This is a genomic window from Lentzea jiangxiensis, from assembly GCF_900104175.1.
Taxonomy (GTDB): domain Bacteria; phylum Actinomycetota; class Actinomycetes; order Mycobacteriales; family Pseudonocardiaceae; genus Lentzea; species Lentzea jiangxiensis.
Window position 1 is genome coordinate 181,747 of sequence record NZ_FNIX01000010.1, and the last position, 22,236, is coordinate 203,982.

At 70.8% G+C, this 22,236-nt stretch carries 23 protein-coding genes and 1 tRNA gene; 14 read left to right on the forward strand and 10 right to left on the reverse strand.

The genetic code is table 11. The annotated features are described in order from the left end of the window. Nucleotide 1: 1 nt before the first annotated feature. Nucleotides 2-781: an ESX secretion-associated protein EspG gene (locus tag BLQ91_RS24860; protein ID WP_090100266.1), complete on the forward strand. Its 780-nt coding sequence runs from the start codon at nt 2-4 to the stop codon at nt 779-781. 52 nt (nt 782-833) lie between these two features. On the opposite strand, the gene BLQ91_RS24865 is transcribed toward BLQ91_RS24860, so the two are convergent. The 7 genes from BLQ91_RS24865 to BLQ91_RS24895 form a co-directional block, all read right to left on the reverse strand. Further along, nucleotides 834-1,994: a lactate 2-monooxygenase gene (locus BLQ91_RS24865; protein ID WP_090100267.1), complete on the reverse strand. Its 1,161-nt coding sequence runs from the start codon at nt 1,992-1,994 to the stop codon at nt 834-836. 34 nt (nt 1,995-2,028) lie between these two features. Beyond that, the gene (secD, locus tag BLQ91_RS24870; protein WP_090100268.1) at nt 2,029-4,179 is read right to left on the reverse strand and encodes a protein translocase subunit SecD; all 2,151 of its coding nucleotides are present in this window, start codon (nt 4,177-4,179) and stop codon (nt 2,029-2,031) included. A gap of 43 nt (nt 4,180-4,222) precedes the next feature. Further along, nucleotides 4,223-4,546, reverse strand: a complete 324-nt coding sequence (locus BLQ91_RS24875) for a hypothetical protein (protein ID WP_090100269.1) — start codon at nt 4,544-4,546, stop codon at nt 4,223-4,225. Next, a complete protein-coding gene (locus BLQ91_RS24880; protein WP_090100271.1) occupies nt 4,546-5,496 on the reverse strand; it encodes a tetratricopeptide repeat protein in 951 nt (316 codons plus the stop codon). The genes BLQ91_RS24875 and BLQ91_RS24880 overlap by 1 nt, the downstream gene beginning before the upstream one ends. Nucleotides 5,497-5,541: 45 nt before the next feature. Then, on the reverse strand, nt 5,542-6,969 hold the full coding sequence (gene rox, locus BLQ91_RS24885) for a rifampin monooxygenase (RefSeq protein WP_090100273.1): 1,428 nt from the start codon (nt 6,967-6,969) through the stop codon (nt 5,542-5,544). A 178-nt stretch (nt 6,970-7,147) separates the two neighbouring features. Beyond that, nucleotides 7,148-7,534: an NUDIX hydrolase gene (locus BLQ91_RS24890; protein WP_090100275.1), complete on the reverse strand. Its 387-nt coding sequence runs from the start codon at nt 7,532-7,534 to the stop codon at nt 7,148-7,150. Nucleotides 7,535-7,544: 10 nt separating this feature from the next. Next, nucleotides 7,545-8,126 (reverse strand): FMN-dependent NADH-azoreductase, encoded by a 582-nt coding sequence (locus tag BLQ91_RS24895; protein WP_090100277.1) that lies wholly within the window; start codon nt 8,124-8,126, stop codon nt 7,545-7,547. A gap of 82 nt (nt 8,127-8,208) precedes the next feature. Here BLQ91_RS24895 and BLQ91_RS24900 point away from each other — a divergent pair, with 82 nt between their 5' ends. The 4 genes from BLQ91_RS24900 (at nt 8,209) to BLQ91_RS24910 (ending at nt 10,218) form a co-directional block, all read left to right on the forward strand. Continuing rightward, nucleotides 8,209-8,682 (forward strand): MarR family winged helix-turn-helix transcriptional regulator, encoded by a 474-nt coding sequence (locus BLQ91_RS24900; RefSeq protein ID WP_176959946.1) that lies wholly within the window; start codon nt 8,209-8,211, stop codon nt 8,680-8,682. A 37-nt stretch (nt 8,683-8,719) separates the two neighbouring features. Next, the gene (locus tag BLQ91_RS40455) at nt 8,720-8,941 is read left to right on the forward strand and encodes a hypothetical protein (RefSeq protein ID WP_143022793.1); all 222 of its coding nucleotides are present in this window, start codon (nt 8,720-8,722) and stop codon (nt 8,939-8,941) included. Nucleotides 8,942-9,009: 68 nt separating this feature from the next. After that, complete coding sequence (locus tag BLQ91_RS24905) at nt 9,010-9,303, forward strand: putative quinol monooxygenase (RefSeq protein ID WP_090100281.1); 294 nt, start codon at nt 9,010-9,012, stop codon at nt 9,301-9,303. 12 nt (nt 9,304-9,315) lie between these two features. Further along, complete coding sequence (locus BLQ91_RS24910) at nt 9,316-10,218, forward strand: AraC family transcriptional regulator (RefSeq protein WP_090100283.1); 903 nt, start codon at nt 9,316-9,318, stop codon at nt 10,216-10,218. A 163-nt stretch (nt 10,219-10,381) separates the two neighbouring features. Here the strand turns inward: BLQ91_RS24910 and BLQ91_RS24915 are convergent, their stop codons facing one another. Next, nucleotides 10,382-11,569 (reverse strand): NAD(P)/FAD-dependent oxidoreductase, encoded by a 1,188-nt coding sequence (locus BLQ91_RS24915; protein ID WP_090100378.1) that lies wholly within the window; start codon nt 11,567-11,569, stop codon nt 10,382-10,384. Nucleotides 11,570-11,746: 177 nt separating this feature from the next. Here BLQ91_RS24915 and BLQ91_RS24920 point away from each other — a divergent pair, with 177 nt between their 5' ends. The 6 genes from BLQ91_RS24920 to BLQ91_RS24940 all read left to right on the forward strand — a co-directional run bounded on the left by BLQ91_RS24920 (nt 11,747) and on the right by BLQ91_RS24940 (nt 17,708). Continuing rightward, nucleotides 11,747-11,947, forward strand: coding sequence for a hypothetical protein (locus BLQ91_RS24920; protein ID WP_090100285.1), 201 nt, complete (start codon nt 11,747-11,749; stop codon nt 11,945-11,947). Nucleotides 11,948-12,000: 53 nt separating this feature from the next. Further along, entirely contained in the window at nt 12,001-13,503 is a 1,503-nt protein-coding gene (locus BLQ91_RS24925) for an AMP-binding protein (RefSeq protein ID WP_176959947.1), read from the forward strand. A 29-nt stretch (nt 13,504-13,532) separates the two neighbouring features. After that, a complete protein-coding gene (locus BLQ91_RS24930) occupies nt 13,533-14,843 on the forward strand; it encodes a helix-turn-helix transcriptional regulator (protein WP_090100287.1) in 1,311 nt (436 codons plus the stop codon). 523 nt (nt 14,844-15,366) lie between these two features. Further along, on the forward strand, nt 15,367-15,501 hold the full coding sequence (locus BLQ91_RS43410; RefSeq protein WP_281199647.1) for a hypothetical protein: 135 nt from the start codon (nt 15,367-15,369) through the stop codon (nt 15,499-15,501). A gap of 180 nt (nt 15,502-15,681) precedes the next feature. Then, entirely contained in the window at nt 15,682-16,107 is a 426-nt protein-coding gene (locus tag BLQ91_RS24935; protein WP_090100382.1) for a PH domain-containing protein, read from the forward strand. Beyond that, nucleotides 16,104-17,708 (forward strand): PH domain-containing protein, encoded by a 1,605-nt coding sequence (locus BLQ91_RS24940; RefSeq protein WP_245733790.1) that lies wholly within the window; start codon nt 16,104-16,106, stop codon nt 17,706-17,708. Before BLQ91_RS24935 ends, BLQ91_RS24940 begins: the two co-directional genes overlap by 4 nt. Here the strand turns inward: BLQ91_RS24940 and BLQ91_RS24945 are convergent. Further along, nucleotides 17,681-18,616 (reverse strand): GlxA family transcriptional regulator, encoded by a 936-nt coding sequence (locus BLQ91_RS24945; protein WP_090100289.1) that lies wholly within the window; start codon nt 18,614-18,616, stop codon nt 17,681-17,683. The two genes, BLQ91_RS24940 and BLQ91_RS24945, sit on opposite strands and share 28 nt — an antisense overlap. A 71-nt stretch (nt 18,617-18,687) precedes the next feature. Here BLQ91_RS24945 and BLQ91_RS24950 point away from each other — a divergent pair, with 71 nt between their 5' ends. Beyond that, nucleotides 18,688-19,953 carry an MFS transporter gene (locus tag BLQ91_RS24950; RefSeq protein WP_245733791.1) on the forward strand — a complete coding sequence of 422 codons (1,266 nt, stop codon included), beginning with the start codon at nt 18,688-18,690 and terminating at the stop codon, nt 19,951-19,953. On the opposite strand, the gene BLQ91_RS24955 is transcribed toward BLQ91_RS24950, so the two are convergent. After that, nucleotides 19,885-21,402 carry a helicase HerA-like domain-containing protein gene (locus BLQ91_RS24955; protein ID WP_090100292.1) on the reverse strand — a complete coding sequence of 506 codons (1,518 nt, stop codon included), beginning with the start codon at nt 21,400-21,402 and terminating at the stop codon, nt 19,885-19,887. The genes BLQ91_RS24950 and BLQ91_RS24955 overlap by 69 nt on opposite strands. Nucleotides 21,403-21,474: 72 nt before the next feature. Here BLQ91_RS24955 and orn point away from each other — a divergent pair, with 72 nt between their 5' ends. Both orn and BLQ91_RS24965 read left to right on the forward strand, forming a co-directional pair. After that, nucleotides 21,475-22,080, forward strand: coding sequence for an oligoribonuclease (gene orn, locus BLQ91_RS24960; RefSeq protein ID WP_090100295.1), 606 nt, complete (start codon nt 21,475-21,477; stop codon nt 22,078-22,080). A gap of 65 nt (nt 22,081-22,145) precedes the next feature. Next, nucleotides 22,146-22,218 (forward strand) — tRNA-His (locus BLQ91_RS24965). Nucleotides 22,219-22,236 lie beyond the last annotated feature (18 nt).

Below are 22,236 nucleotides of genomic sequence, written 5' to 3' on the forward strand. Positions count from 1 at the left end.
CGTGCTTCGCAGCAGGGTCGCCATCCCTGTCACGGCGCTCTACCAGGCGTGGCACGCCGCGGGCCTGCCGACGATGCACCGTGCGCTGCTCGCCCAGGTCGACTTCGACGAGGACCTCCTCGCGTCGGGCGACGTGAGCGAGCTCGAACGGCTGCAGCGGTCGGCGTGGGCCCAGCTCGAGCAGTACGGGCTCGCGCGCGGCAACCAGATCCACCCGGACCTGGCGAACGCGCTGCGGCTCGTGGTCGAGGCCGGCGTGGAGTACTGGGCGTTCTTCAGCTTGAAGGACGGCCCGCAGCAGAGCGTGCTCGTCGTGACGAACGGTCAGGACGCCCTGCGGATCGTGCTCACGCCGGACCAGCAGTTCGTGCTCGAACCGATCCGTCCCGAGGAAGCCCCGCAGGCCCTGGTCGGCGCGCTGCCGCCCACGCCAGCGGGCAGGGGCAACCCGATCACGGTGCCCGAGGACGCGTTGCGGCAGAAGCGGCAGCCGTCCTACGAGGACACCGGCTCGTTCCTGCAGCAGAGCCGTCCGACCAGCACGCCGAACGACCAGCTGGTCGCGCAGCTGAAGGAGATCATGGGCCAGCCGCGCACCGCGGGCGGTCAGCTCTTCTCGGCCAAGCGCGACCACCTCGGCCGCAAGCAGCGCTGCGCCCACCCGCTGACGTTCATCGACACGCCGAGCGGGCGGTACCTGGCGGCCAAGAGCGACGGCTGGCTGCGGGTGCAGCCGGCCGACTTCGGCACGCTGGCGCACATGACGGCGACCATGCCGTAGGAGACGCCTGTTCGACGGCCGGGTCGCTGCCGCGGCCCGGCCGTCGTCGTTCTCAGGCGAACCGCAGCGCGTCCGGCCCCAGCTCGGCCGGACTCCGGTGGCCGGAAAGCCCGAGCGTCAGGTCGAAGTCCGCGAGCAGGCTCCGCAGCACGTGCTTGACGCCGACCTGGCCACCGTGCGCGAGCCCGTACGCGAAGGGCCGCCCGACCATCACGGCCTTCGCCCCGAGCGCGAGCGCCTTCACGACGTCCGCACCGGTGCGGATCCCGGAGTCGAAGAGCACGTCGACCTGCTCCCCCACCGCCTCGACGATCGCCGGCAACGCGTCCAGCGACCCGACCGCCCCGTCGACCTGGCGCCCGCCGTGGTTCGACACGACGACACCGTCCATTCCGGACTCGACAGCCCGGCGGGCGTCGTCGGGGTGCTGGATTCCCTTGAGGACGATCGGCCCGTCCCAGTGCTCGCGCAGGAACGACAGCTGGTCCCACGACTTGTCGGTGCCGGTGAACATGCCCACCCACCGCAGGATCGCCATCGGCAGGTCCTCCTCCGGCGACTTCTGCAGCCCGGCGCGGAAGGCGGGGTCGCTGAACGGGATCGCCGTGCCCACCCCGCGCAGGAACGGCAGGTAGGCCTGGTCGAGGTCGTGCGGCCGCCACGCCAGCGTCCACGTGTCGAGCGTGACGACGAGCGCCGTGTACCCGGCCTTCTTCGCCCGCTCCAGCAGCGACGCGCACACCTCGGGGTCGTTCGGCCAGTACAGCTGGTACCAGCGCGGCCCGTCACCCGACGCCTCGGCGACCTCCTCGATGGTGTGCGACGACGCCGTGGACAGCACCATCGGCACCCCGAGCTCCGCCGCGGCCCGCGCGGTCGCCAGTTCGCCGTCCGGGTGCAGGATCGACTGCACGCCAACGGGTGCGAGCATCACCGGTGCCGGCAGCTCGGTGCCGAGGACGCTCACGCCGAGATGCCGCTCGGTCGCGTTCGTGAGCATCCGCGGCACGATCCGCACGCGCTCGAACGCGTCGCGGTTCGCCCGCACGGTGGCACCCGACCCGGCGCCTCCCGCCACGTACCAGAACGGCCCCGGCCCGAGCCTCTCGCGCGCGGACTGCTCCAGCGCGTCCGGGTCGGTGGTGAACGGCGGCACGGCGCCGCCGAGCCCCTGCAGGTAGATCTCGTTCTGGTACGCGGCGAAGGAGGTCATGCGGCCTACTCTGCTACGAAGCGAGCCGCGCCAGCTAGGCCCGCGCCGCCGCGCTCTTCTTCGGAACCGCTCGACGTGGCCAGCGCGACTCCAGCCAGATGGCGATCGGCGCCGCGGTGACCACTGTGGACGCCGTGCCCGCCAGCAGACCGATCAGCAACGCCGTCGCGAAGTCGGCCAGCGAGCCGTCTCCCAGCACGAGCAGGGCGGCGAGCACGAACAGCACGCCGATGCCGGTGTTCACGGTGCGGGGCACGGTCTGCACCACCGCGTCGGACACCACGTCCGGGTACGGGCTCTTGAACCGGGATCCGCGCAGCTCGCGCAGGCGGTCGAAGACGACCACGGAGTCGTTGACGGAGTAGCCGATCACGGTCAGCAGGGCCGCGAGGAACACGCCGTCGGCGGTCTTGCCCATCCACGCGAACAGTCCCACCAGCACCAGGACGTCGCTGATCAGGGCGGCGACCGTGGCGAGACCGAGGCGCCAGTCGAAGCGGACGGCCAGGTAGCCGAGCTGGGCGGCGACGGCGATGGCGAGGCCGATGACGGCGTTGCGGCGCAGCTCGGAGGAGAGCGACGGGCCGATCAGCTCGTTGCTCGACTGGCGGGCGCCGCCGTCGACCGCGGACGACACGACCTGGCCGATGCGGGTGGACGTCGCGTCGTCGATCGGGCCGGTGCGCAGCGAGACCTCGTTGCCCGAGGACGAGACGACCACGTCGCCGAAGCCCGCGTCGGCCAGGGCGCCGCGCACGCGACCGGCGTCCACGGCGCCGCCCGCGGTGAAGTCGAGCATGCGGCCGCCGGTGAACTCGACGCCCAGGTTGAGGCCTCGCACGAGCAGGCCGGCGAACGTCACGAGCACCAGGACGCCGGCGCTGAGGAGCCACCGGGACGGGCGGCGGTACAGCACGACGGACAGGCGCTGGCGGACCCAGCCGAGCGTGTGCAGGCCGCTCAGGCGGGGGCGCTTGGCGACGAAACGGGTGCCGAGCGCCCACACCACGAGCACGCGTGAGAGCACCAGGGCGCTGAACATCGAGGCCAGCACACCGATGGTCAGCGTGACACCGAAGCCCCGGACGGGTCCCGTGGCCAGCCAGAACAGCAGACCCGCTGCCAGCAGCGTGGTCACGTTCGAGTCGGCGATGGCGCTCAGGGCGCCGCTGAAGCCCTTCTCCGACGCGCGCCGGAGGTTGGGTTTGCGCGAGTACTCCTCGCGCGCCCGTTCGAAGATCAGGACGTTCGCGTCGACCGCCATGCCGATCGCCAGCACGAAGCCGGCCAGGCCCGGCAGGGTCAAGGTCGCCCCCACCGCCAGCAGTCCGGCGTAGGCCACGCCCGCGTAGCCGACCAGGGCGACGACAGCCAGGAAGCCCGCGAGGCGGTAGGCGAACATCAGGAACAGCGAGGTCAGGGCGATGCCGATGATCGCGGCCTGGGCGCTGGCCTCGATGGCCTCGGCGCCGAGGGTCGCGCCGACGGTGCGCTGCTCGATCACCTCGACGGGCACGGGCAGCGCGCCGGAACGGATGACCAGCGCCAGTTCCTTCGCCTCGGGCTGGGAGAACCGGCCGGTGATCGTCGTGGCGCCGCCCGCCTGACCGCCGCCGCACGGGGTGTCGAGGCTGACCTCGGGCGACGAGATCGGCTTGCCGTCGAGCACGAACGCGATCTGGCGGCCGGGGGCGCCGGACGGCTCGCAGGCCGCCTCGCCGGTGACCTTCTGCCACTTGCCGGGGGCGTCGCCCTGGAACTGGATGTTGACGACGAAGCCCGCGCCCTGCGAGTTGCGCACGGACTGGGCGTCCGAGATGCCCTCGCCGGTCATGACGGTCTCGCCGTTGCGCTGCACGGTGAGCTGGGCGGTGCGGCCGAGGACCTTCACGGCCTCCTCGGGGTCCTGGACGCCGGGGAGCTCCACGACGATGCGGTTCTCGCCGGAGCGGGCGATCACCGGTTCGGCGACGCCGAGCGCGTCGACGCGGCGGCGCAGGACCTCGAGGGAGCGGTCGGCGGCGTCGGAGTCGCCCTTGGCCTCGAGGACGATCTGGGTGCCACCGCGCAGGTCGAGGCCCAGGCGGGGATCGGTGGTGAGCAGCAGGAAAGCGGAGGCGACGAGGACCCCGAGCGCTATGAGACCGCGCACGAGAAGACCCCGCCGCGCGTTGTCGCGCGACATGGGTGGGTGGACCTTCCGGAAGAAGTTGCTGGGGAACGAGCTCTCAGCGACCGGAAGGCGGGGAACGGTCCCGCTGCGGGGTCCAGCGGATGCCCTCGGGCGTGCGGTGCACGCGGCGGGCGAAGGAGACGACGAACCGCATCGGCAGCGCGGGCCTGGTGACCGGCGGCACGTCCATCGGCAGCTGGGCCTGCGGCACCTGGGCGGCCTGGACGTTGTGCGGCTTGGGCGTGGTGACGGGGAGGTTCGCGAACTCGTGGCCGTGCCGGACGACGGATCCGGCGGCGGCCGGCTCGGCGGGCGCGGCGACGACGAACAGCTGTCCGAGGAACAGCATGAACGCGAGAGCGACCGCGTTGCGACGCATCACCGCTTCCTGCCTCCACCGACGTAGACGAGCGCTCCCGCCACGACAGCGCACAACCAGGAAAGCACAAGTGGCTGCATCGTGGTGGCGCCGAACAGCAGCGCGACGGTCCACGCGGTCAGGACCAGCGTCGAGGCACCGAGCAGCGACACCGTCACGGCGAGCTTGCGCAGGCTGAACAGCAGCGAGAACGGGCGCAGCCGCAACGCCACGACGAGGCAGCACAGGACGATCGCGCCGGTGAAGAACCCGAGGTAGGGCGTGGGCCGGGGCATGCCGGCGATCAGCGCGAGCACACCGCCGCCGATCAGCAGCAACGACAGCGTGCGCAGCGCGCGCCACACCTGCACCTTGTTCAACCGCACCGGCGCGGGCCTGGCACCGCGGCGCCGTTGCACGGTCGCGAGGTTGGCCTTCGAGTCGGCGTCGGACGGGTCGAGCTTGATCGCCGTCCGGTACGCGTGCTCGGCGGTGCCCCAGTCGCGCAGCCGCAGGGCCGCGTCACCGAGCACCTGGAACGCCCGCGGCTCGGTCGAGGCGAGCTGCGAGGCGTGCAGTGCCGAGTCGAACGCCTCGACGGCGCCGTCCGGGACGTCCGCGAGGACCTCGGCGACCACGACGTAGCAGCGCCAGTCGCCGGGCTTGCGCCGCACGGACTCCCGCGCCGCGACCGCCGCCTCCTGGTGCCGGCCGAGGTCGCTCAGGGCCAGTGCCGCGAGGCGTTGCGGCCAGGCGGGCTCGCCGTCGAGGACCATCGCGCGCTTGGCCGAGTCGAGGGCCTGGTCCGCCTCACCGAGGTCGAGGTGGGCCGCCGCGAGCCGGCACCACGCCTCGGCGTGCCGTGGGTTCGCCGCCACGAGGGGCCGCAACAGGTCGATCGCCTGCCGCGGCTTCCCCGAGGCGGTGAGCTCCGCGGCACGCAGGAGCACCGCTGTCATCGGCTCGGACACGCCGCACAGTGTGGCAAAGCGTCGCGGACCCTCGAACGGGTGACCTCAGCAGGCCGTCCCGAACCAGCGGGTCAGTTCGGCCTCCAGTCCCTCCTGGTCCTCGCCCGCCCACGCCACGTGGCCGTCCGGCCGCAGCAGCACCGCGGGCGCGTCCAGGTCCTCGCTGACCTCGACGAGGTGGTCGACGCGGTCCGCCCAGCCCCCGGCCGAGAGCGAGCCGGACTGGTCGAGCAGGATGCCGCGCCCGGCGCGCATCCGCTCGTAGAGCCCGCCCCGCTCGAGCGCCAGGTCGTCGATCCGCCTCCCGACCAGGTCGTTCTCCGATCCGAAGTCGTACCGGATCGAGACGGCGATGATCTTCTCGACGAGGTACCGGTTGACCTCCTCGAACCGCACGAGCTCGGTCAGCAGCCGCCGGACCGCCTGCGGACCCGGCTCGACCTTCATCAGCTCGATCTGCGCGCGGGTGTTGTCCAGCACCTCCTCGGCCACCGGGTGCCGCTCGGCCTCGTAGGTGTCGAGCAGTCCGGGAGGCGCCCAGCCGCGCACGGCCGCCGCGAGCTTCCAGCCGAGGTTGAACGCGTCCTGCACGCCCAGGTTGAGGCCCTGGCCCCCGGTCGGCGGGTGGACGTGCGCGGCGTCGCCCGCGAGGAACACCCGGCCGGACCGGTAGCGCTCGGCCTGCCGGGTGGCGTCGCCGAAGCGGGACAGCCACCGCGCCGAGTGCACGCCGAAGTCGGTGCCGGCGACGCGCCGCAGCTGCTCTCTGAAGTCGTCGAGCGTCGGCATGACCGAGCGGTCGGGGTTCACCCCGTCCGCCGGCACGACCACGCGGTACGTCGCGGAGCCGCCGATCGGGCCGATGCCGAACCGCTTCTGCGTCTTGCGGACCTCGAGCACCACGGGCATCGCCTCCTCCCACGGGACACCGATCTCCATCTCGCCCAGCAGCGTCTCCACGCGCGTGGGTTCGCCCGGGAAGCCGATGCCGGCCAGCTTGCGCACGGTGCTGCGGCCGCCGTCGCAGCCGACGAGGTAGCGCGCCCGCAGCGACGTGCCGTCCGCGAGCCCGACCGCCACGCCGTCGTCGTCCTGGCTGAACGCGGTCAGCGTGCTGCCGCGCCGGATCTCGGCACCGGCCTGGACGGCGTGCTCGGTGAGCAGGCGTTCGACGTGCGGCTGCGGCAGGCCGAGCACGACCGGGTACTTCGTGCCCAGCCGCCGCGGCGCGGGCCGCTCGATCCCGGCGAAGAACCCGGCCAGCGGGTGCGTCTGCCCGGCGTCCAGGAACCGCTCGGCGATGCCGCGCTGGTCGAGCACCTCGATGCTGCGCGCGTGCAGCCCGAGCGCCCGGACGACCTCCGTCGGTTCCCGCTCCCTCTCCAGCACGACCACGCTCACACCGTGCAGCCGCAGTTCCCCGGCCAGCACCAGGCCGGTCGGCCCGCCGCCGGCGATCACGACGTCGATCATGAAGTCCCCGTTTCCCCAGGTGAATGGCACTGGCCGGGAAATGATGGGGGACGCACGGGGTCTTGCCGCAAGACCAGGGGTGCGCTATACGTTGAAGTGGGACGGGGAGCGGTGCTTGCTGTCCCGCGTCGTTCTCCGGGTCGTTCTCAGGAACGGTCGCGGCCGCGGCCCGCGAACGTCAGGACAGTTCCCCGATGTCGCGCAGGTGGTCGAACACCATCCGCGTGACCGGCGAGACCCGGCCGGAGTCGGCGGTGCTGAACCACGCCAGCTCGGCGATCTCGCTCGCCGGCGCCGGCTGTCCGCTGAAGGTCGCCGAGTAGCAGGTCATCCGCACGGTCTCCCCCTCGGCACGCCCGTGCGCCTGAGCCTCGAACACCCCGAGCGGCACGGCGTCGGAGATGTCGACCGACAGCTCCTCGCGGACCTCGCGCACGAGCGCCTCGACGTCGGACTCCCCCGGCTCGCGCTTGCCGCCGGGCACGTAGAACGTGTCCTTGCCGTGCGAGCGGACGACCAGCACGCGCCCGTCCACGACGTGGACCCAGGCCACCTTGTCGATCACGCGACCGACCCTAGGCCGTGGCGAGCTCCTTGACCACGCGGTGCGCGTCGGCCAGCGACTCGACGGCCAGCTCCCGGAACTGGTGCATCTGCGGCACGACGTCCGCCAGGGTCAGCTCGGCGTGCACGAACTCCAGGTTGTGGTCCAGGCCGACCATCGACAGCACCGCGCGCAGGTACGGCTCCTGGAAGTCGAACCCCTCCCGCGGCGTGCCCGGCTTGTACGAGCCACCGCGTGCCGTCACGACGACGACGCGCTTGCCGCCCCAGGCGAAGGTGCCGTCCTCCCGGGCGAAGTGCTCGGAGGTCGCGACCTGGTCGATCCAGGCCTTCAGGGTCGACGGGATCGAGAAGTTGTACATGGGCGCGCCGATGAGGATCACGTCGGCGGCGTCGACCTCGGCGATCAGGTCGGCGGCGATGCCCTGGTCGGTGCCGTCCTTGTGCGGGACCGGCGTCGCGTGCAGGTCCCGGTAGGCGTACCCGCCGCCGGGGTTCGCGGCGCGCCAGTTCTCGGCGAACGCGCTGGAGACCTCGCGGGTCACGGACCCCTCGTACCGGATGCTCGTGTCGATGTGCAGCAGATTGGTCATGCCCAGAACATACGATCAGAGAACTTCCCAGTCAAGACGTTCTTAATCGAGAACATCTCTTCCGGGATGTAGGATGGGACACATGGAGGAGCAGCCGGAACTCGTCGAAGCCTGCTTGGAGAAGTGGGACTTCAACTGGTTGCTGCACCGCGCCACCCAGCGCGTCGGGGCCGCGTACGCCGAGGAGATCGCGAAGTTCGGGGTGTCGTTGCGCGGTCAGCTGGTGCTGCAGGCGCTCGCCAGCGACGAGGTCCAGCGCACGCAGCTCAAGCTCGGCGCGATGCTCGGCCTCGACAAGACCACGCTGACGAGCGAGCTCGACAAGCTGGAGCGGGCGGGGCTCGTGATGCGCGTGCCCGACCCGAACGACCGGCGTGTGCGCACACCGGTGATCACCGACCGGGGCCGCGAGTTGCAGAAGGAGGCGGGCGACGCGCTCGCCGAGGTCGAGCGCGCCTTCCGCTCCCGCTTCACGCACGAGGAGATGGCGATCATCCGCAGGGCACTGCAGGACCTCTCCCGGGGTGAGGGTCCGATGCACGGCTCCTGCATCTGAGGCTCAGGGTCCAGGGCGCTTCCTGCGGATCTTGCAGGTGCGTCATTCGACCGCCCACGCCGGCGGCGCGGTGCTCACCTGGCCGGCGGCGACAGGATTGACGTACCTCGCGGTCGCCGAGGATGAGCAGCAGGTGCCCTGGCGCGGATGGCTTGCCGGTGCGCTCAGCCACCCGGGTCGCGTACCGCCCGGCCACCCCGTACGCATTGACAACAACGGCGGCCAGAATGACGACAACGGTCCGCGTCAGAGCCTGTAGCTTGACTGAGCGACCTGCGACAGGTAGTTCCAGGCCGAACCGGCCACTCCCCCGGAAGAAGGCTTCTCATGGCACATACCGCTCTGCTGAAAGTCACGGCCAAGCCCGGCCGCGCGTCAGACGTCATCGATTTCTACCGGGCCACGCTGGCTGCCACGCGCTCCCGTCCAGGACTCATCGGCCTTCGCGTGGTGCGCGAGGCGGAAAAACCCGACAACTTCATGCTGATCGAGCAGTGGGATTCACGAGAGGATCAGGCCGCTTACGCCGCCTGGCGCGCCACCACACCGGAAATCAGCGAGGCCTTCAGCGAGATGATCGAATCGTTCTCGCTGGAGTGGTGGGACGAGATCAACGCCTGACACCGGAGAGTCATGACCGGCGAAGACATTTTTTCCGGCGTAATGAGCGCATTACGCGCTAGTTGCATCCTCGCCGGTCATCGATCCGGTTCGGGCGATTGGTTGATCCAATCGCCACCGCCCGGCAGGGTCAAGATCCTGGCGGTGACGCGAGGGCAGATCAAGTTCCGCCTCGGCAACGAGCCGGAGTGGCTCGAAGCAGCAGCCGGTGAAGCACTTGTCCTGGATGGCCGGTCTCCGTTCGTGTTCGGCACGAAGCTCGACATGGCACCCACTCAGGCCGTCCTCGGCGAGCAGGACATCTCGCCCTCACCTGACGATGAGACCGTGTGCGTCACCGCGCACATCGATCTGAGAGGCGGGGGTGATCTGTTTCTGCAGCAGGCCGTGCCGGCTGTCACCCATGTTTCCGCTGAATCAAACGCCGGTCCGGCAATCGGATGGCTCCTTCGGCAGCTGGACGTTGAGATGAAGCACCGGCTGCCCGGATCCCACCGCGCCTCCGAACACATTTTGGAGATTCTCTTCATACACGTCATGCGCGAATGGCTGTCGGCCGGCTTGACACTTCCCGCCGGCTGGATCCACCTCTTCGCGGATCCGGTGCTCAGCCCTGCCGTGAGACTGATCCATCACGAGCGGAAGTTCGCCCTGTCGGTCGGGGAACTGGCGCGCGCTTGCGGGCTTTCACGGACGGTCTTCATCGAAAAGTTCCGCGAAAGCGCAGGGATTCCTCCGGCCTCGTACGTTTTGCAGTGGAAGATGCAGCTGGCGCTCAGCCTCTTGGAGACCACGGAGATGTCGGTCGATCAGATTGCGCGACATCTCGAATATTCTTCATCGAGCGCGTTCAACGTCGCGTTCAAGCGCTCGACGGGGAGATCGCCCGGAAGTCTCAGGAAGGCAGGGCGTTGAAGCGGGAAAGGATCGACTGCGAGCAATCGTCGTCATGCCGTCACCGCTCAGTGGTGGACGTCCGGACGCGTCCTGGTGCCCGCCGGGACATGGGGTCGATGCCGGTGCGGCGCAGGACCGAGCTCGCTCGGGCGGCGACTTGCCGGGAGGGGGTGTGCGGCAGCTAGGCGAGCGATCCCAGGTCCGCCTCGCGCAGCTGCTCCGGCGTGACCGCCGCCTGCGCGTCCACCAGCGCCTTGAGCGCGGTGCCGTGGTCCCACACGTTGACGTTCATCGCCGCCCGCAGCCGCCCGTCGCGCAGCCAGAACGCGACGAACTCCCGCGAGGCCACGTCCCCGCGCACGACCAGCTCGTCGTCCTGGCCGGCGAGGCCGCGGTACTCCATGCCGAGGTCGTACTGGTCGCTGAAGAAGTACGGCGACTTCAGGTACGGCTCGTCCAGGCCGAGCAGCGAGCCCGCCACGTGCGTGCCCTGGTCCTTCGCGTTCGCCCAGTGCTCGACGCGGACGCGCCGGCCGAGACGCGGGTGGTCCTGCGCCGCGATGTCACCGGCGGCGAACACGTCCGGCGCGGAGGTGCGCAGCGCGGCGTCGACCGCGACACCGCCCTCGGCGAGCTCCAGGCCGGCGGCCTCGGCCAGTTCGAGCCGCGGTGACGCCCCGACGGCCAGCACGGTCACGTCCGGCATCAGCTCCGTGCCGTCGTCCAGCCGCACGCCGGACGGCGAGAAGCCCTCGACACCCGTGCCCAGCCTGAACTCCACGCCGTGTCCGGCGTGCAGACCGCGGAACACCGCGCCCATCTCGGGACCCAGCACGCGCACGAGCGGTTCGGCCAGCGGGTCGACCACGGTGACGCGGCAGCCGTGGGCGCGGGCAGCCGCCGCGACCTCGCAGCCGATCCAGCCGGCACCGATGACCACGACGTGCCTGCCCTCGCGCAGCGCGGACTTCAACGCCGTCGCGTCGTCCAGCGTGCGCAGCACATGTCCTTGCGCCCCAGGCAGAACGCGCGGGCGCGATCCGGTCGCGAGCAGGAGGCGGTCGTAGGAGCGCACGGCCCCTTCGGAGTCCACGACCGTGTGATCACCCGGCCGGAGCTCCAGCACGGACACGCCGAGCCGCACGTCTATTTCGTTGTCGGAGTAGAAAGCCGGCTCGTGCACCCACGCCGGTTCGTTGGCCTTTCCCAGCAAAAGGTCCTTGGACAGCGCGGGAAGCTCGTACGGGCGGTGGTGTTCGGTGCCGAACACCAGGATTTGACCGCCGTAGCCGCGGTCTCGGAGCGCGCCCGCGGCGGAGGCACCGGCGAGGCCGGCTCCCACGATCACGATGCGTTGCGGTTCCGCCATGTTCACCCCTTCAGGTGACCAACTCTCGTCCCACGTACGACGTTATCGGCAGCTCGGCGCGGTTGCCCGGCGGAGAAGCGGGAAGCCTCCGTCATGAACGCCGATGACGCGCGTCTCACTTGTGCGAGCGCCGGGACCGCCGCGCCCGGTGCGCCGAGTGAGCTGGAGGAAGAACCCGTGGGAGCACCAGAGGAGTGGCAGGTGAGCTGCCGCGACATCGCTTCGCGCCGACGGGACATGACGGTGTTCGTCAGCCAGGGGCACGTGGTGGTGACCGTGCCGCCGGGGGAGGCCGCCGTGCTGACGCCCCTGGAGGTCGGCCGCCTGCGGGCGGCGCTGCGCGATGCCGTCGTGAGCGCGTCCAACACCGACGTGTGACCGCAGTCACAGCACTACCTACTGACGAGTAGGTAAATGGCACAGTGGGATCCATGGTGACCCGTGTGCTGCTGACCCTGGTGAAAGCCGGAGTGATCCGGCCGTTGGGCCCGCGAGGGCTCACCGGCGCCCTGCTCGGCTACCTGCACTGGAACATCACGCTGGCGTGGGGCTACCAGACAGGCGCGGGACGGCACCCCGACCGCGCCGCGATCATCGACGACGACGGCGTCCTCACCTACGCCCAGGTCCACGAGCGCACGAGCCGGCTCGCGCACTCCTTCCGCACCGGGGAGCGCGTCGGCCTGCTCTGCCGCAACAGCCGTGCCTTCGTCGAGACGATGACCGCGTGCACGAAGGTCGGCGCCGACGCCGTCCTGCTCAACACCGGACTGAGCGCGGGCCAGCTCGCCCGGGTCGCGCGGGACCAGGAGATCGACCGGATCATCGCCGACCGCGAGTTCGCCGGCGTGCTGCCCGCGGGTGTCCCGGTGTTCTTCACCGACGAGCTGGAGTCGCTGATCGCGAACGGGCCCACCACCCCGCTCCCCCGCAGGCCCCCGCGCGGCCGGTTGATCGTCCTCACCTCCGGCACCACCGGCACCCCGAAGGGCGCCCGCCGCCCGGAACCCGCGAGCCTCGCCCCCGCCGCCGCACTGCTGTCGCGCATCCCCCTCAGGCACGGCGACGTCATCTCGATCACCTCGCCGTTGTTCCACGCCTGGGGCCTCGCCGCGTTCCAGCTCGGGCTCGTGCTCGGCGCGACCCTGGTGCTGCGCCGCAGGTTCGACCCCGTGCAGGCGCTGCGGGACGCCGAGAAGTGCACCGCGATGTTCGTCGTTCCCGTGATGCTGCAACGCATGCTGGAAACCCCGCACCGGCCGCGGCTGCGGGTCATCGCCTCCAGCGGCTCGGCCCTGCCGCCGCGCGTCGCCGCCCGCACGCTCGAGGAGTTCGGCCCCGTCCTCTACAACCTCTACGGGTCGACGGAGGTGAGCTGGGCCAGCATCGCCACCCCGGAGGAGATGCTCGCCGAACCCGGCACGGCGGGAAAACCACCGCTCGGCACCCGGCTGGCCGTCGTGGACGACAACGGCGAACCCGTGGCACCGGGGGAGACCGGGCGGATCTTCGTCGGCAACGAGATGCTGTTCGACGGCTACACCAACGGCACCAGCAAGGAATCGCTGGACGGCCTGATGTCGACCGGCGATCTCGGCTATCTCAAGAACGGCCTGCTGTTCGTCGCCGGCCGCGACGACGAAATGATCGTCTCGGGCGGCGAGAACGTCTACCCGCACGACGTCGAAGACCTCCTCTCGACCCTGGACGGCGTCACCGAGGTGGCGGTGCTCGGCGTTCCCGACGAGGAATGGGGCGAGCGCCTCGCCGCTTACGTGGTCGGCGCGAAAACCCTGACAGCCGAACACGTGCGTGAGCACGTGAAGGCGAACCTGGCCCGGCACTCGGTTCCCCGCGACGTCTTCTTCGTCGACGAGCTGCCGCGCAACGCCGCCGGAAAGGTGCTGAAACGCCAGTTGCGCGATCACCACTAGGGTCAGGCCCCGGGTGAGGGGGCTCGACCATGACGATTCCCGGCAGGACGGCTGATCCGCGGTCCAACGCCGTGCACGACCTGCGCGAGGCGCGCATCGCCCTGGACGAGGGCAGGCCGGGCGAGGCGCTGGAGCTCGCGGAGAAGGCGGTGGCCGCGTTCGCGTGGCTGGACGACGCGGAGGGCGTGGCCGAGGGCGTGCTGGCGCAGTCGGTGGCACTCGGCAAGCGCGGGCTGTGGCCGAGCGCGCTCGACACGATCGACAGGGTGCAGGAGATCGCGGCGGCCAACCGCCACATCGGACTCCAGGCGCGGTGCAGCTTCTCCCGCGCCGTCGTGGAGCTGCGGCTCGACTCGCGGGAGCGCAGCTTCAACTCCTTCGCCCGCGCGCTCGGCCTCGCGGAGCTGACCGGTGACAGCGAGCTGATCGGCTCGGTGCTGTTCGAGCAGGCGCGGGTGATGCGCATGCAGTTCCACGAGCACTGCATGGTCCGCGCCGAGGACAACCGGTGCAGCCTCGGCGGGGAGCCGTGCGTGCGCAAGCTCCGGCGGGCGGAGGCGTTGTGCGCCAGGGTGCGCGACCGGTGGAAGCAGGTCGGCGACCCGGTGCGGATGGCGATGGTCAACGTCCTGCTGGCGCACGTGCGCATCGACCTGGGTGAGCTCGACCGCGCGCACCGCAGCTGGCAGCGCGCCGACCAGCTGCTCGCCGGCAGGAACCGCCCGGTGGCGCTGGCGGAGGCGCTGATGGTGCGGGCCCGGCTGAGCGGGGCGCGCGGGCGGCACTCCGACGAGATCGCGCAGCTGGCCCAGGCCGCCGAGCTCGCGATGAGCTGTCTGGCGCGCGAGGTCGCGGTGCACGCGCACCAGCGGCTGAGCGAGGCCTACGAACGGTCTGGTGAGTTCGAACGCGCGTTGCGGCACGCGCGGATGCAGCTGGAGCAGTACCGGCTGTGGGAGTTGCAGGAAGGCCGCGACCTGCTGCGGATGCGCGAGCACGACCTGTCGTCACGACTCGTGGAACAGTTGGCGCACAAGCGCTTCGGACCCAAGACCGAGAACGCGGCGGTGCGCGTCCCACCCGTCGGCGAGCTGCACGAGGCGGGCACCGCCGAGCACACGAACACGCGGATCGCCCGCGCGCTGCGCGCCGGGCTCACCAAGCGCGGCATCGAGGTGCTGCGGCTCGTGGCCGCCGGGGCGAGCACGGCGGTGGTCGCGGAGTCGCTCGGCCTGTCCCCCAAAACCGTGCAGAACCACCTCCAGCGGATCTACACGACGCTCGACGTCAACGGCCGTGCCGGCGCCATCGTCTGGTGGATGAACCTGACCACGCCTTGAGGAACGGGCGCGCCAGGTCCGGCCGGACGCGGCCGCGATCGCCCGTTCGGCTGCTTGCCGTTCCCCGGCAACTGCCGCTTACCGGGTGTTCTACCCATTTCCGCGCGGTGCAATTGGGTGATGTGACGGGCGACTGCTCTGTGTCATGCTCCGATCACAACGTGTCCCGTTGACGAACAAGGGGCGGTCATGACCGGGCAACGCCGCCCAGCGCCTCGGCAGGCGCCGGTACTCGCGCGACGCGCTGCGTGGCACGTCCCGCCACCGCACCGGATCGACGGCCACCGCCTCCGCGGATTCGGCCGTCCGGACGAGGCGCCGCGACGAGGATGCGCGCAGGATCTCCCCGAGCGCGTCCACCGCCGGACCGGCAGACCACGACTCGAGCCGCGACACGCAGCTCGGCGGGACGCCGGGCACGCGACGTCCTTTCGCGACGGACCGCGCCGCGAACGGGTCACCCGCGCCCGCGCCGAAGATCTCCGCCCCCACCACGGCTGTCCCCTGACGAACGGAGCCCCCGATGAAGTTGCACACCATCGCCCGCGCCATCGCCGCCCTCCTGCTGAGTTTCGGGGCTCTCACAGCGTTGGCGGGGGTCGCGTCCGCCGATGACCCGGACCAGGCGTTCCACCCGCCGTACTGCATCGAGCCCTGACAGCCCGGCCCGGCCGCGGTGGTCCTGCCTCCCTCGCAAGCAGGACCGCCCGGCCACCGGCACACCAATTGACACACCTGGCCACACCGCCCGGAGCCGTTGAGGCACCCTTGAGAGGTGACTCCGCAACTGCGCACGCCTCGTCACCAGGTGAGCCCGAAGTCCGTCCTGCTGTGGACGATGCAGGCCGCCGTGTTCTGGCTCGTGCTGTTCGTGCCCCAGCTGGTCGTGTTCCTGCTGGTGGACGAGCCGCCGGCGTGGGAGCTGTGGGTGCTGGTCGCCACCGCGGTCGTCGGCGTCGTCCACACCGCCGTCGAACCGAGCTGGCGCTACCGCGTCCACCGCTGGGAGACGACGCCGGACGCCGTCTACACGCTCTCGGGCTGGCTGAACCAGGAGTGGCGGGTCGCCCCGGTGTCGCGGATCCAGACGATCGACACCAAGCGCGGGCCGTTCCAGCAGCTGCTCGGCCTGTCGACGGTCACGGTGACGACCGCGTCGGCCGCGGGCCCCGTGGAGATCGAAGGGCTGGAGCACGAGCTCGCGCAGAGGCTCGTCGTCGAGCTGACGAACACCACGCAGGCGACGCCGGGTGATGCCACGTGAGCACCCCGGCGGAGGTGCCGGCCGGACTGCCCGCCGCACCGGAGATCACCGAGCCGCTGCAGGAGTGGCACCGCCTGCACGTGCGGATGCTGGTCGTGCGGCCGCTCAACGAGGGCGTCGCGATGCTGGTGCCGATCCTCGTGCTGCTGTTCACCGGCAACGGCGAGAAGTGGCGGCTCATCGCGAGCGGCGTGACGGTCGCCGCGATCCTCGCGTTCAGCTACCTCATCTGGCGCACCACGAAGTACCGCATCACCGACGACCAGGTCGAGCTGCACACGGGTCTGTTGACGCGCAAGCAGCTCGCGGTGCCGCGTGATCGCATCAGGACGGTCGACCTCACCTCCAAGCCGGGCCACCGGATCTTCGGCCTCTCGGCGGTGCGGATCGGCACCGGGCAGCAGGACGTGCCGGGAACGGACGGCCTCACGCTCGACGCCGTGACGCAGCAGGAGGCCGAGCGGCTGCGGGTGTTGTTGCTGCGGAAGGGAGTCGCGCCTGGGGTCGCCTCGCCCGAGGAGGCCGGTGCCGAACCGGTCGCGCTGCCGGAGTCCGAGGTCATCTCGCGGCTCGACCTGAAGTGGCTGAAGTTCGCGCCGCTGTCGCTGTCCGGTCTCGTCGCGATCGGCGCCGTGTTCGGCGTGCTGTCGAACTACGCCGACGACCTCGGCCTGCACCCCGTGCAGGACCTCTGGGAGTGGCTGTTCGAGCACCCGAGCCTCACGCTGTTCGCCGGGTTCCTGGTCGCGCTCGTCGTGGTCGGCCTGGTGCTGTCCATCCCGCTCTACGTCCTGCAGTTCTGGAACTACCGGCTGACCCGCGAACCGGACGGGACCCTGCGCGTGCAACGGGGTCTGCTGACCACGCGGTCGGTCTCGGTGGAGGAGCAACGGCTGCGCGGCGTCGACATCCAGGAACCGCTGCTGGTGCGCGCGGGCAAGGGCGCGAAGCTCGCCGCGGTGACGACGGGTCTCGGCTCCAAGGGCGAGAGCAACCTGCTGTTGCCGCCCGCGCCGCTGTCCGTGGCGCACCAGGTCTCGCGGGACGTGCTCAAGGTCGGCAGCGACCCCACGACGCTGCGGCTGCGCAAGCACCCGATCGCGGCGTTGCGCCGCAGCGTCTTCCGGCACGTGGTGCCGTGGGCCGTCATCGCCGCGGGCCTCGCGATCTGGGCACCGTCCTGGGCGTGGCCGATCCCGGCGGCGGTCATCCCGTTCGCCGCGCTGATCGGCTGGGACAACTACCGCTCGCTCGGCAACGCCCTCGACGAGCGCTACCTGGTGACGCGCAACAACTCCCTGGTGCGCAGCACCGTCGCGCTGCAGCGCACCGGCATCATCGGCTGGCGCATCCGGCGGTCGTTCTTCCAGCGCCGCAGCGGGTTGATGACGATCGGCGCGACCACGGCGGCGGGCGCGGGGATCTACCACGTGACGGACGTCGGCGAGTCCGACGGCCTGGCGCTCGCCGACGAGGCCGTGCCGGAGCTGCTGAGGCCGTTCCTGGTCGATAAGTCCGCTGCCGACGAGTCCGCTGGGGATGAGTCCGCTGTGGATGAGTCCGCTGGGGACGGTCAGGCCGACCGGAACGTCTGGCGGTAGGCGCTCGGCGAGATCCCGATCATCGCCGCCATCTGCTGCCGCAACGCCGCGCCGGTGCCGAAGCCGGCGTGGTTCGCGACCTGGTCGATCGGCAGGTCCGTGGACTCCAGCAGGTGCCGGGCCCGGTCGACGCGCTGCTGCGCCAGCCACTGGCCCGGTGACATGCCCGTCTCGGCGCGGAACCGCCGGGTGAACGTGCGCACGCTCATCCGCGCCTGCGCGGCCATCGCGGCGAGGTCGAGGGGCTCCTGGAGGCGTTCCAGGGCCCACTCGCGGGCGAGCGCCGTGGAGGTGTCCGGGTAGCTCGGCACCGGGCGGTCGACGAACTGCGACTGACCGCCCTGCCGCCACGCCGGGACGACGCAGTAGCGGGCGATCCAGTTCGCCACCTCGCTGCCGTGGTCGGACCTGATGACGTGCAGGCAGAGGTCGATGCCCGCGGCGACGCCCGCCGAGGTGAGGACGTCGCCGTCGTCGATGAACAGCACGTCCGGGTTCAGCCGCACCTGCGGGTACAGCGCGCGGAACTCGTCGGTGGTCTTCCAGTGCGTGGTCGCGGGCCTGCCGTCGAGCAGCCCGGCGGCGGCGAGCACGAACGCACCGGTGCAGATCGACATGATCCGGCGCGCGTTCGTCGTCGTCAGCGCCTCCAGCACCTCGGGTTCGAGCCGGCCTTCCCTGGCCGGCCGGTAGTGCGTGCCCGGGACGAGCACCGTGTCGGCGTCCCGCAGCACCTCCAGCCCGTGCTCGGGCGCGATGGTGAAGCCGCCGGTGGTGGGGACGGGGCGGCGGTCCGGCGAGCAGACGACCACCTCGTAGCGGTCCTCGAGCCGGGCGAACATGTGCGTCGCGCTGCCGATGTCGAACGCCACCGACTGCTCGAGCGCGAGAACGGCGATCCGGTGCATGGCCTGATTCTTTCACATGATGGCCATCGGGCCACTGGTTGCACCGTCGGCGTTCACCGAACCTTGTCGGCGTGAGACTGCATTGGGCCTGGGTTGTCGCGGGTGTGTCCTTCATCGCCCTGGTGGGCGCGGCGTCGTTCCGCGCGGCGCCGAGTGCGTTGATCGAGCCGTTGCGGGCGGAGTTCGGCTGGAGCACCAGCACGATCTCGCTGGCCGTCTCGATCAACCTGTTGCTGTACGGGCTGACCGCGCCCTTCGCGGCCGCGCTGATGGACAGGTTCGGCGTCCGCGTCGTCGTCACCTGCGCGCTGACGACGGTCGCGCTCGGCAGCGGGCTGACGGTGTTCATGACCGCGGCCTGGCAGCTGGTGCTGCTGTGGGGTGTCGTGGTGGGTCTCGGCACCGGGTCGATGGCGCTGGCGTTCGTCGCGACGATCACCGGACGCTGGTTCGTGCGGCACCGCGGCCTGGTCACGGGCGTGCTGACGGCGGGTGGCGCGGCCGGGCAGCTGGTGTTCCTGCCGACCGTGGCGTGGCTGTCCGAGAGCTACGGCTGGCGGCCCGCGTCGCTGGTGGTCTGCATCGCCGCGCTCGCCGTGGTGCCGCTGGCGGCGTTCTTCCTGCGCGAGTACCCGCGCGACGTGGGGCTGCTGCCGCTCGGCGCCTCCGAGGACACTCCCCCGCCGCCGGCCGGTGGCGCCGCCCGCCGCGCGGTCGGCGGGCTGCTGCAGGCCGCCCGCACCCGGCCGTTCTGGTTGCTGGCCGGTGGTTTCGCGATCTGCGGGGCCTCGACGAACGGCCTGGTGGGCACGCACTTCATCCCCGCCGCGCACGACCACGGCATGCCGACGACGACCGCCGCCGGACTGCTGGCGCTGGTCGGCGTGTTCGACATCGTGGGCACGATCGTGTCCGGGTGGCTGACCGACAAGGTCGACTCGCGGATGCTGCTGGCGGCCTACTACGCGTTGCGCGGCCTGTCGTTGATGGTCCTGCCGCAGCTGTTCAGCGAGTCGGCGCACCCGTCGATGCTGGTGTTCATCATCTTCTACGGCCTGGACTGGGTCGCGACGGTGCCGCCGACCGTGGCGTTGTGCCGCCAGTACTTCGGGATGTCCGGTCCCGTCGTGTTCGGCTGGGTCTTCGCCTCGCACCAGCTCGGTGCCGCGCTGGCCGCGTCCGCCGCCGGGCTCACCCGCGACCACCTGGGCAGCTACGACCTGGCCTGGTACGTCGCGGGCGGGCTCTGCATCGGAGCCGCGGTGCTCTCAGCGTCGCTTGCGCGAGGTGCCGAAGACGCCCCGCGTGATCTCGCGCGCCAGGGCGCTGCCCGCTGACCGCAGGAACGACTTCACGGCGCTGTTGCCGAGCACCTTCTCGACGAGTCCCGGTTCCTCCTCCTGCCGCTGGGGTTCCGGGGCTCGTTGCCGCTCTTGCTGTTGCGGTGGCGCGACCTTCCGCATCAGCTGCTCGTAGGCCGACTCGCGGTCGACGGACTCCGAGTACTTGCCGTGCAGGTCCGACGCCCCGGTCGCCTGCTTGATCGCGTCGTTGCCGATGGTGTCCATCAGCGAACGCGGCGCCCGCAACCGGGTCCACGCGACCGGCGTCGGCGCGCCCTTCTCGCTCAGCACGGTGATGACCGCCTCGCCGATGCCGAGCGACGTGAGCGACTTCTCCAGGTCGTAGTGCGGCGTCGTCGGGTACGTCTTCACCGTGCGCGCCAACGCCTTCTGGTCGTCCGGCGTGAACGCGCGCAGAGCGTGCTGGACCCGCGTGCCGAGCTGCGACAGCACCTCGTTCGGGATGTCCGTCGGCAGCTGCGTGCAGAAGAACACACCGATGCCCTTGGACCGGATCAGCTTCACGGTCTGGGCGATCTGGTCGAGGAACGCCTTGGAGGCGTTCGAGAACAGCAGGTGCGCCTCGTCGAAGAAGAAGACGAGCTTGGGCTTCTCGACGTCGCCTTCCTCCGGCAGCGTCTCGAACAGCTCCGCCAGCAGCCACATCAGGAACGTGGAGAACAACGCCGGGTTGCCCTGCAGCTCGGCCAGTTCGAGCAGGCTGATGACGCCCTTGCCGTCGCGTTCGCGCATCAGGTCGGCCGGGTCGAGCTCCGGTTCGCCGAAGAACCGGTCGCCGCCCTGCGCCTCCAGGTTGACCAGTGCCCGCAGGATCACGCCCGCCGTGGCGCTGGAGACACCGCCGACGCCCTTGAGGTCGGCCTTGCCCTCGTCGCCGGTGAGGTGCTGGATGACGCTGCGCAGGTCCTTGGTGTCGAGCAGCGGCAGCCCCTTCGAGTCGGCCCAGTGGAAGATCAGGCCGAGCGTCGACTCCTGGGTGTCGTTCAGTCCGAGCACCTTCGACAGCAGGATCGGCCCGAAGCTCGTGACCGTCGCCCTCAGGGGCACACCGATGCCGCCCGCGCCGATCGAGAGGAACTGCACGGGGAACGACTGCGGCTGCCAGTCGTCGCCGGTGTCCTGCGCGCGGGCAGTGGTGCGGTCACTCGCCGCACCCTGCCGCGACAGACCGGACAGGTCGCCCTTCACGTCCGCCATCAGCACCGGCACGCCGTGGGCCGACAGCTGCTCGGCGAGCAGCTGGAGGGTCTTCGTCTTGCCCGTGCCCGTTGCCCCCGCGACGAGTCCGTGGCGGTTGACCATGGACAACGGGATCCGGACGTGGGCCGTCGGCTCCACGGTCCCGTCGACCAGCACCGCGCCGAGCTCGATGGTCGCGCTCTCCGACGCGTACCCGGCGGCGATCTCCGCTTGAGCCGTCATGCACGGGGAGCGTAACCAGGTTGCCGCACGCCGCCACTCGAAGTTGACGCTCCGCGCAGTAATGTTCCGGGCGTGATGGATCGTCTGGTGTGGATCGACTGCGAGATGACCGGACTCGACTTGGGCAAGGACGCTCTGATCGAGATCGCGGCACTGGTCACGGACGCCGAGCTCAACGTGCTCGGCGACGGTGTGGACATCGTGATCCACGCCTCCGACGAAGTGCTCGCCTCGATGCCGGAAGTCGTCGTGCAGATGCACGCCAAGTCGGGCCTGACCGAGGAGGTGCGCGCCTCCGCGGTCTCGTTGGAAGAGGCCGAGGCGGCCGTGCTCGCCTACATCAAGGAGTGGGTGCCGGACCCCCGGACCGCTCCCCTGGCCGGCAACTCCATCGCCACCGACCGAGGGTTCATCGCCCGCGACATGCCGGCGCTGGACGCCCACCTGCACTACCGGATGGTCGACGTGTCGTCGATCAAGGAGCTGTGCCGGCGCTGGTACCCGCGCATCTACTACGCGCAGCCGGGCAAGGGCCTCGCGCACCGGGCGCTCGCGGACATCGTCGAGTCGATCCGGGAGCTCGCCTACTACCGGCGGACGGCGTTCGTGCCGCAGCCCGGCCCGACGACCGAGCAGGCCCAGGCCGTGGCCGCTGACCTGCTGAAGAACGCCGACTGACCCCCGATTTCAACATCAGCAGCTCTCGTTGCTATGCTTTCCTCGCCGGTCACGGACCGGTGATGGTGGGTGTAGCTCAGTCGGTAGAGCACTGGGTTGTGATCCCAGGTGTCGCGGGTTCAAGTCCCGTCACTCACCCGGATAAGCCGGGTTATG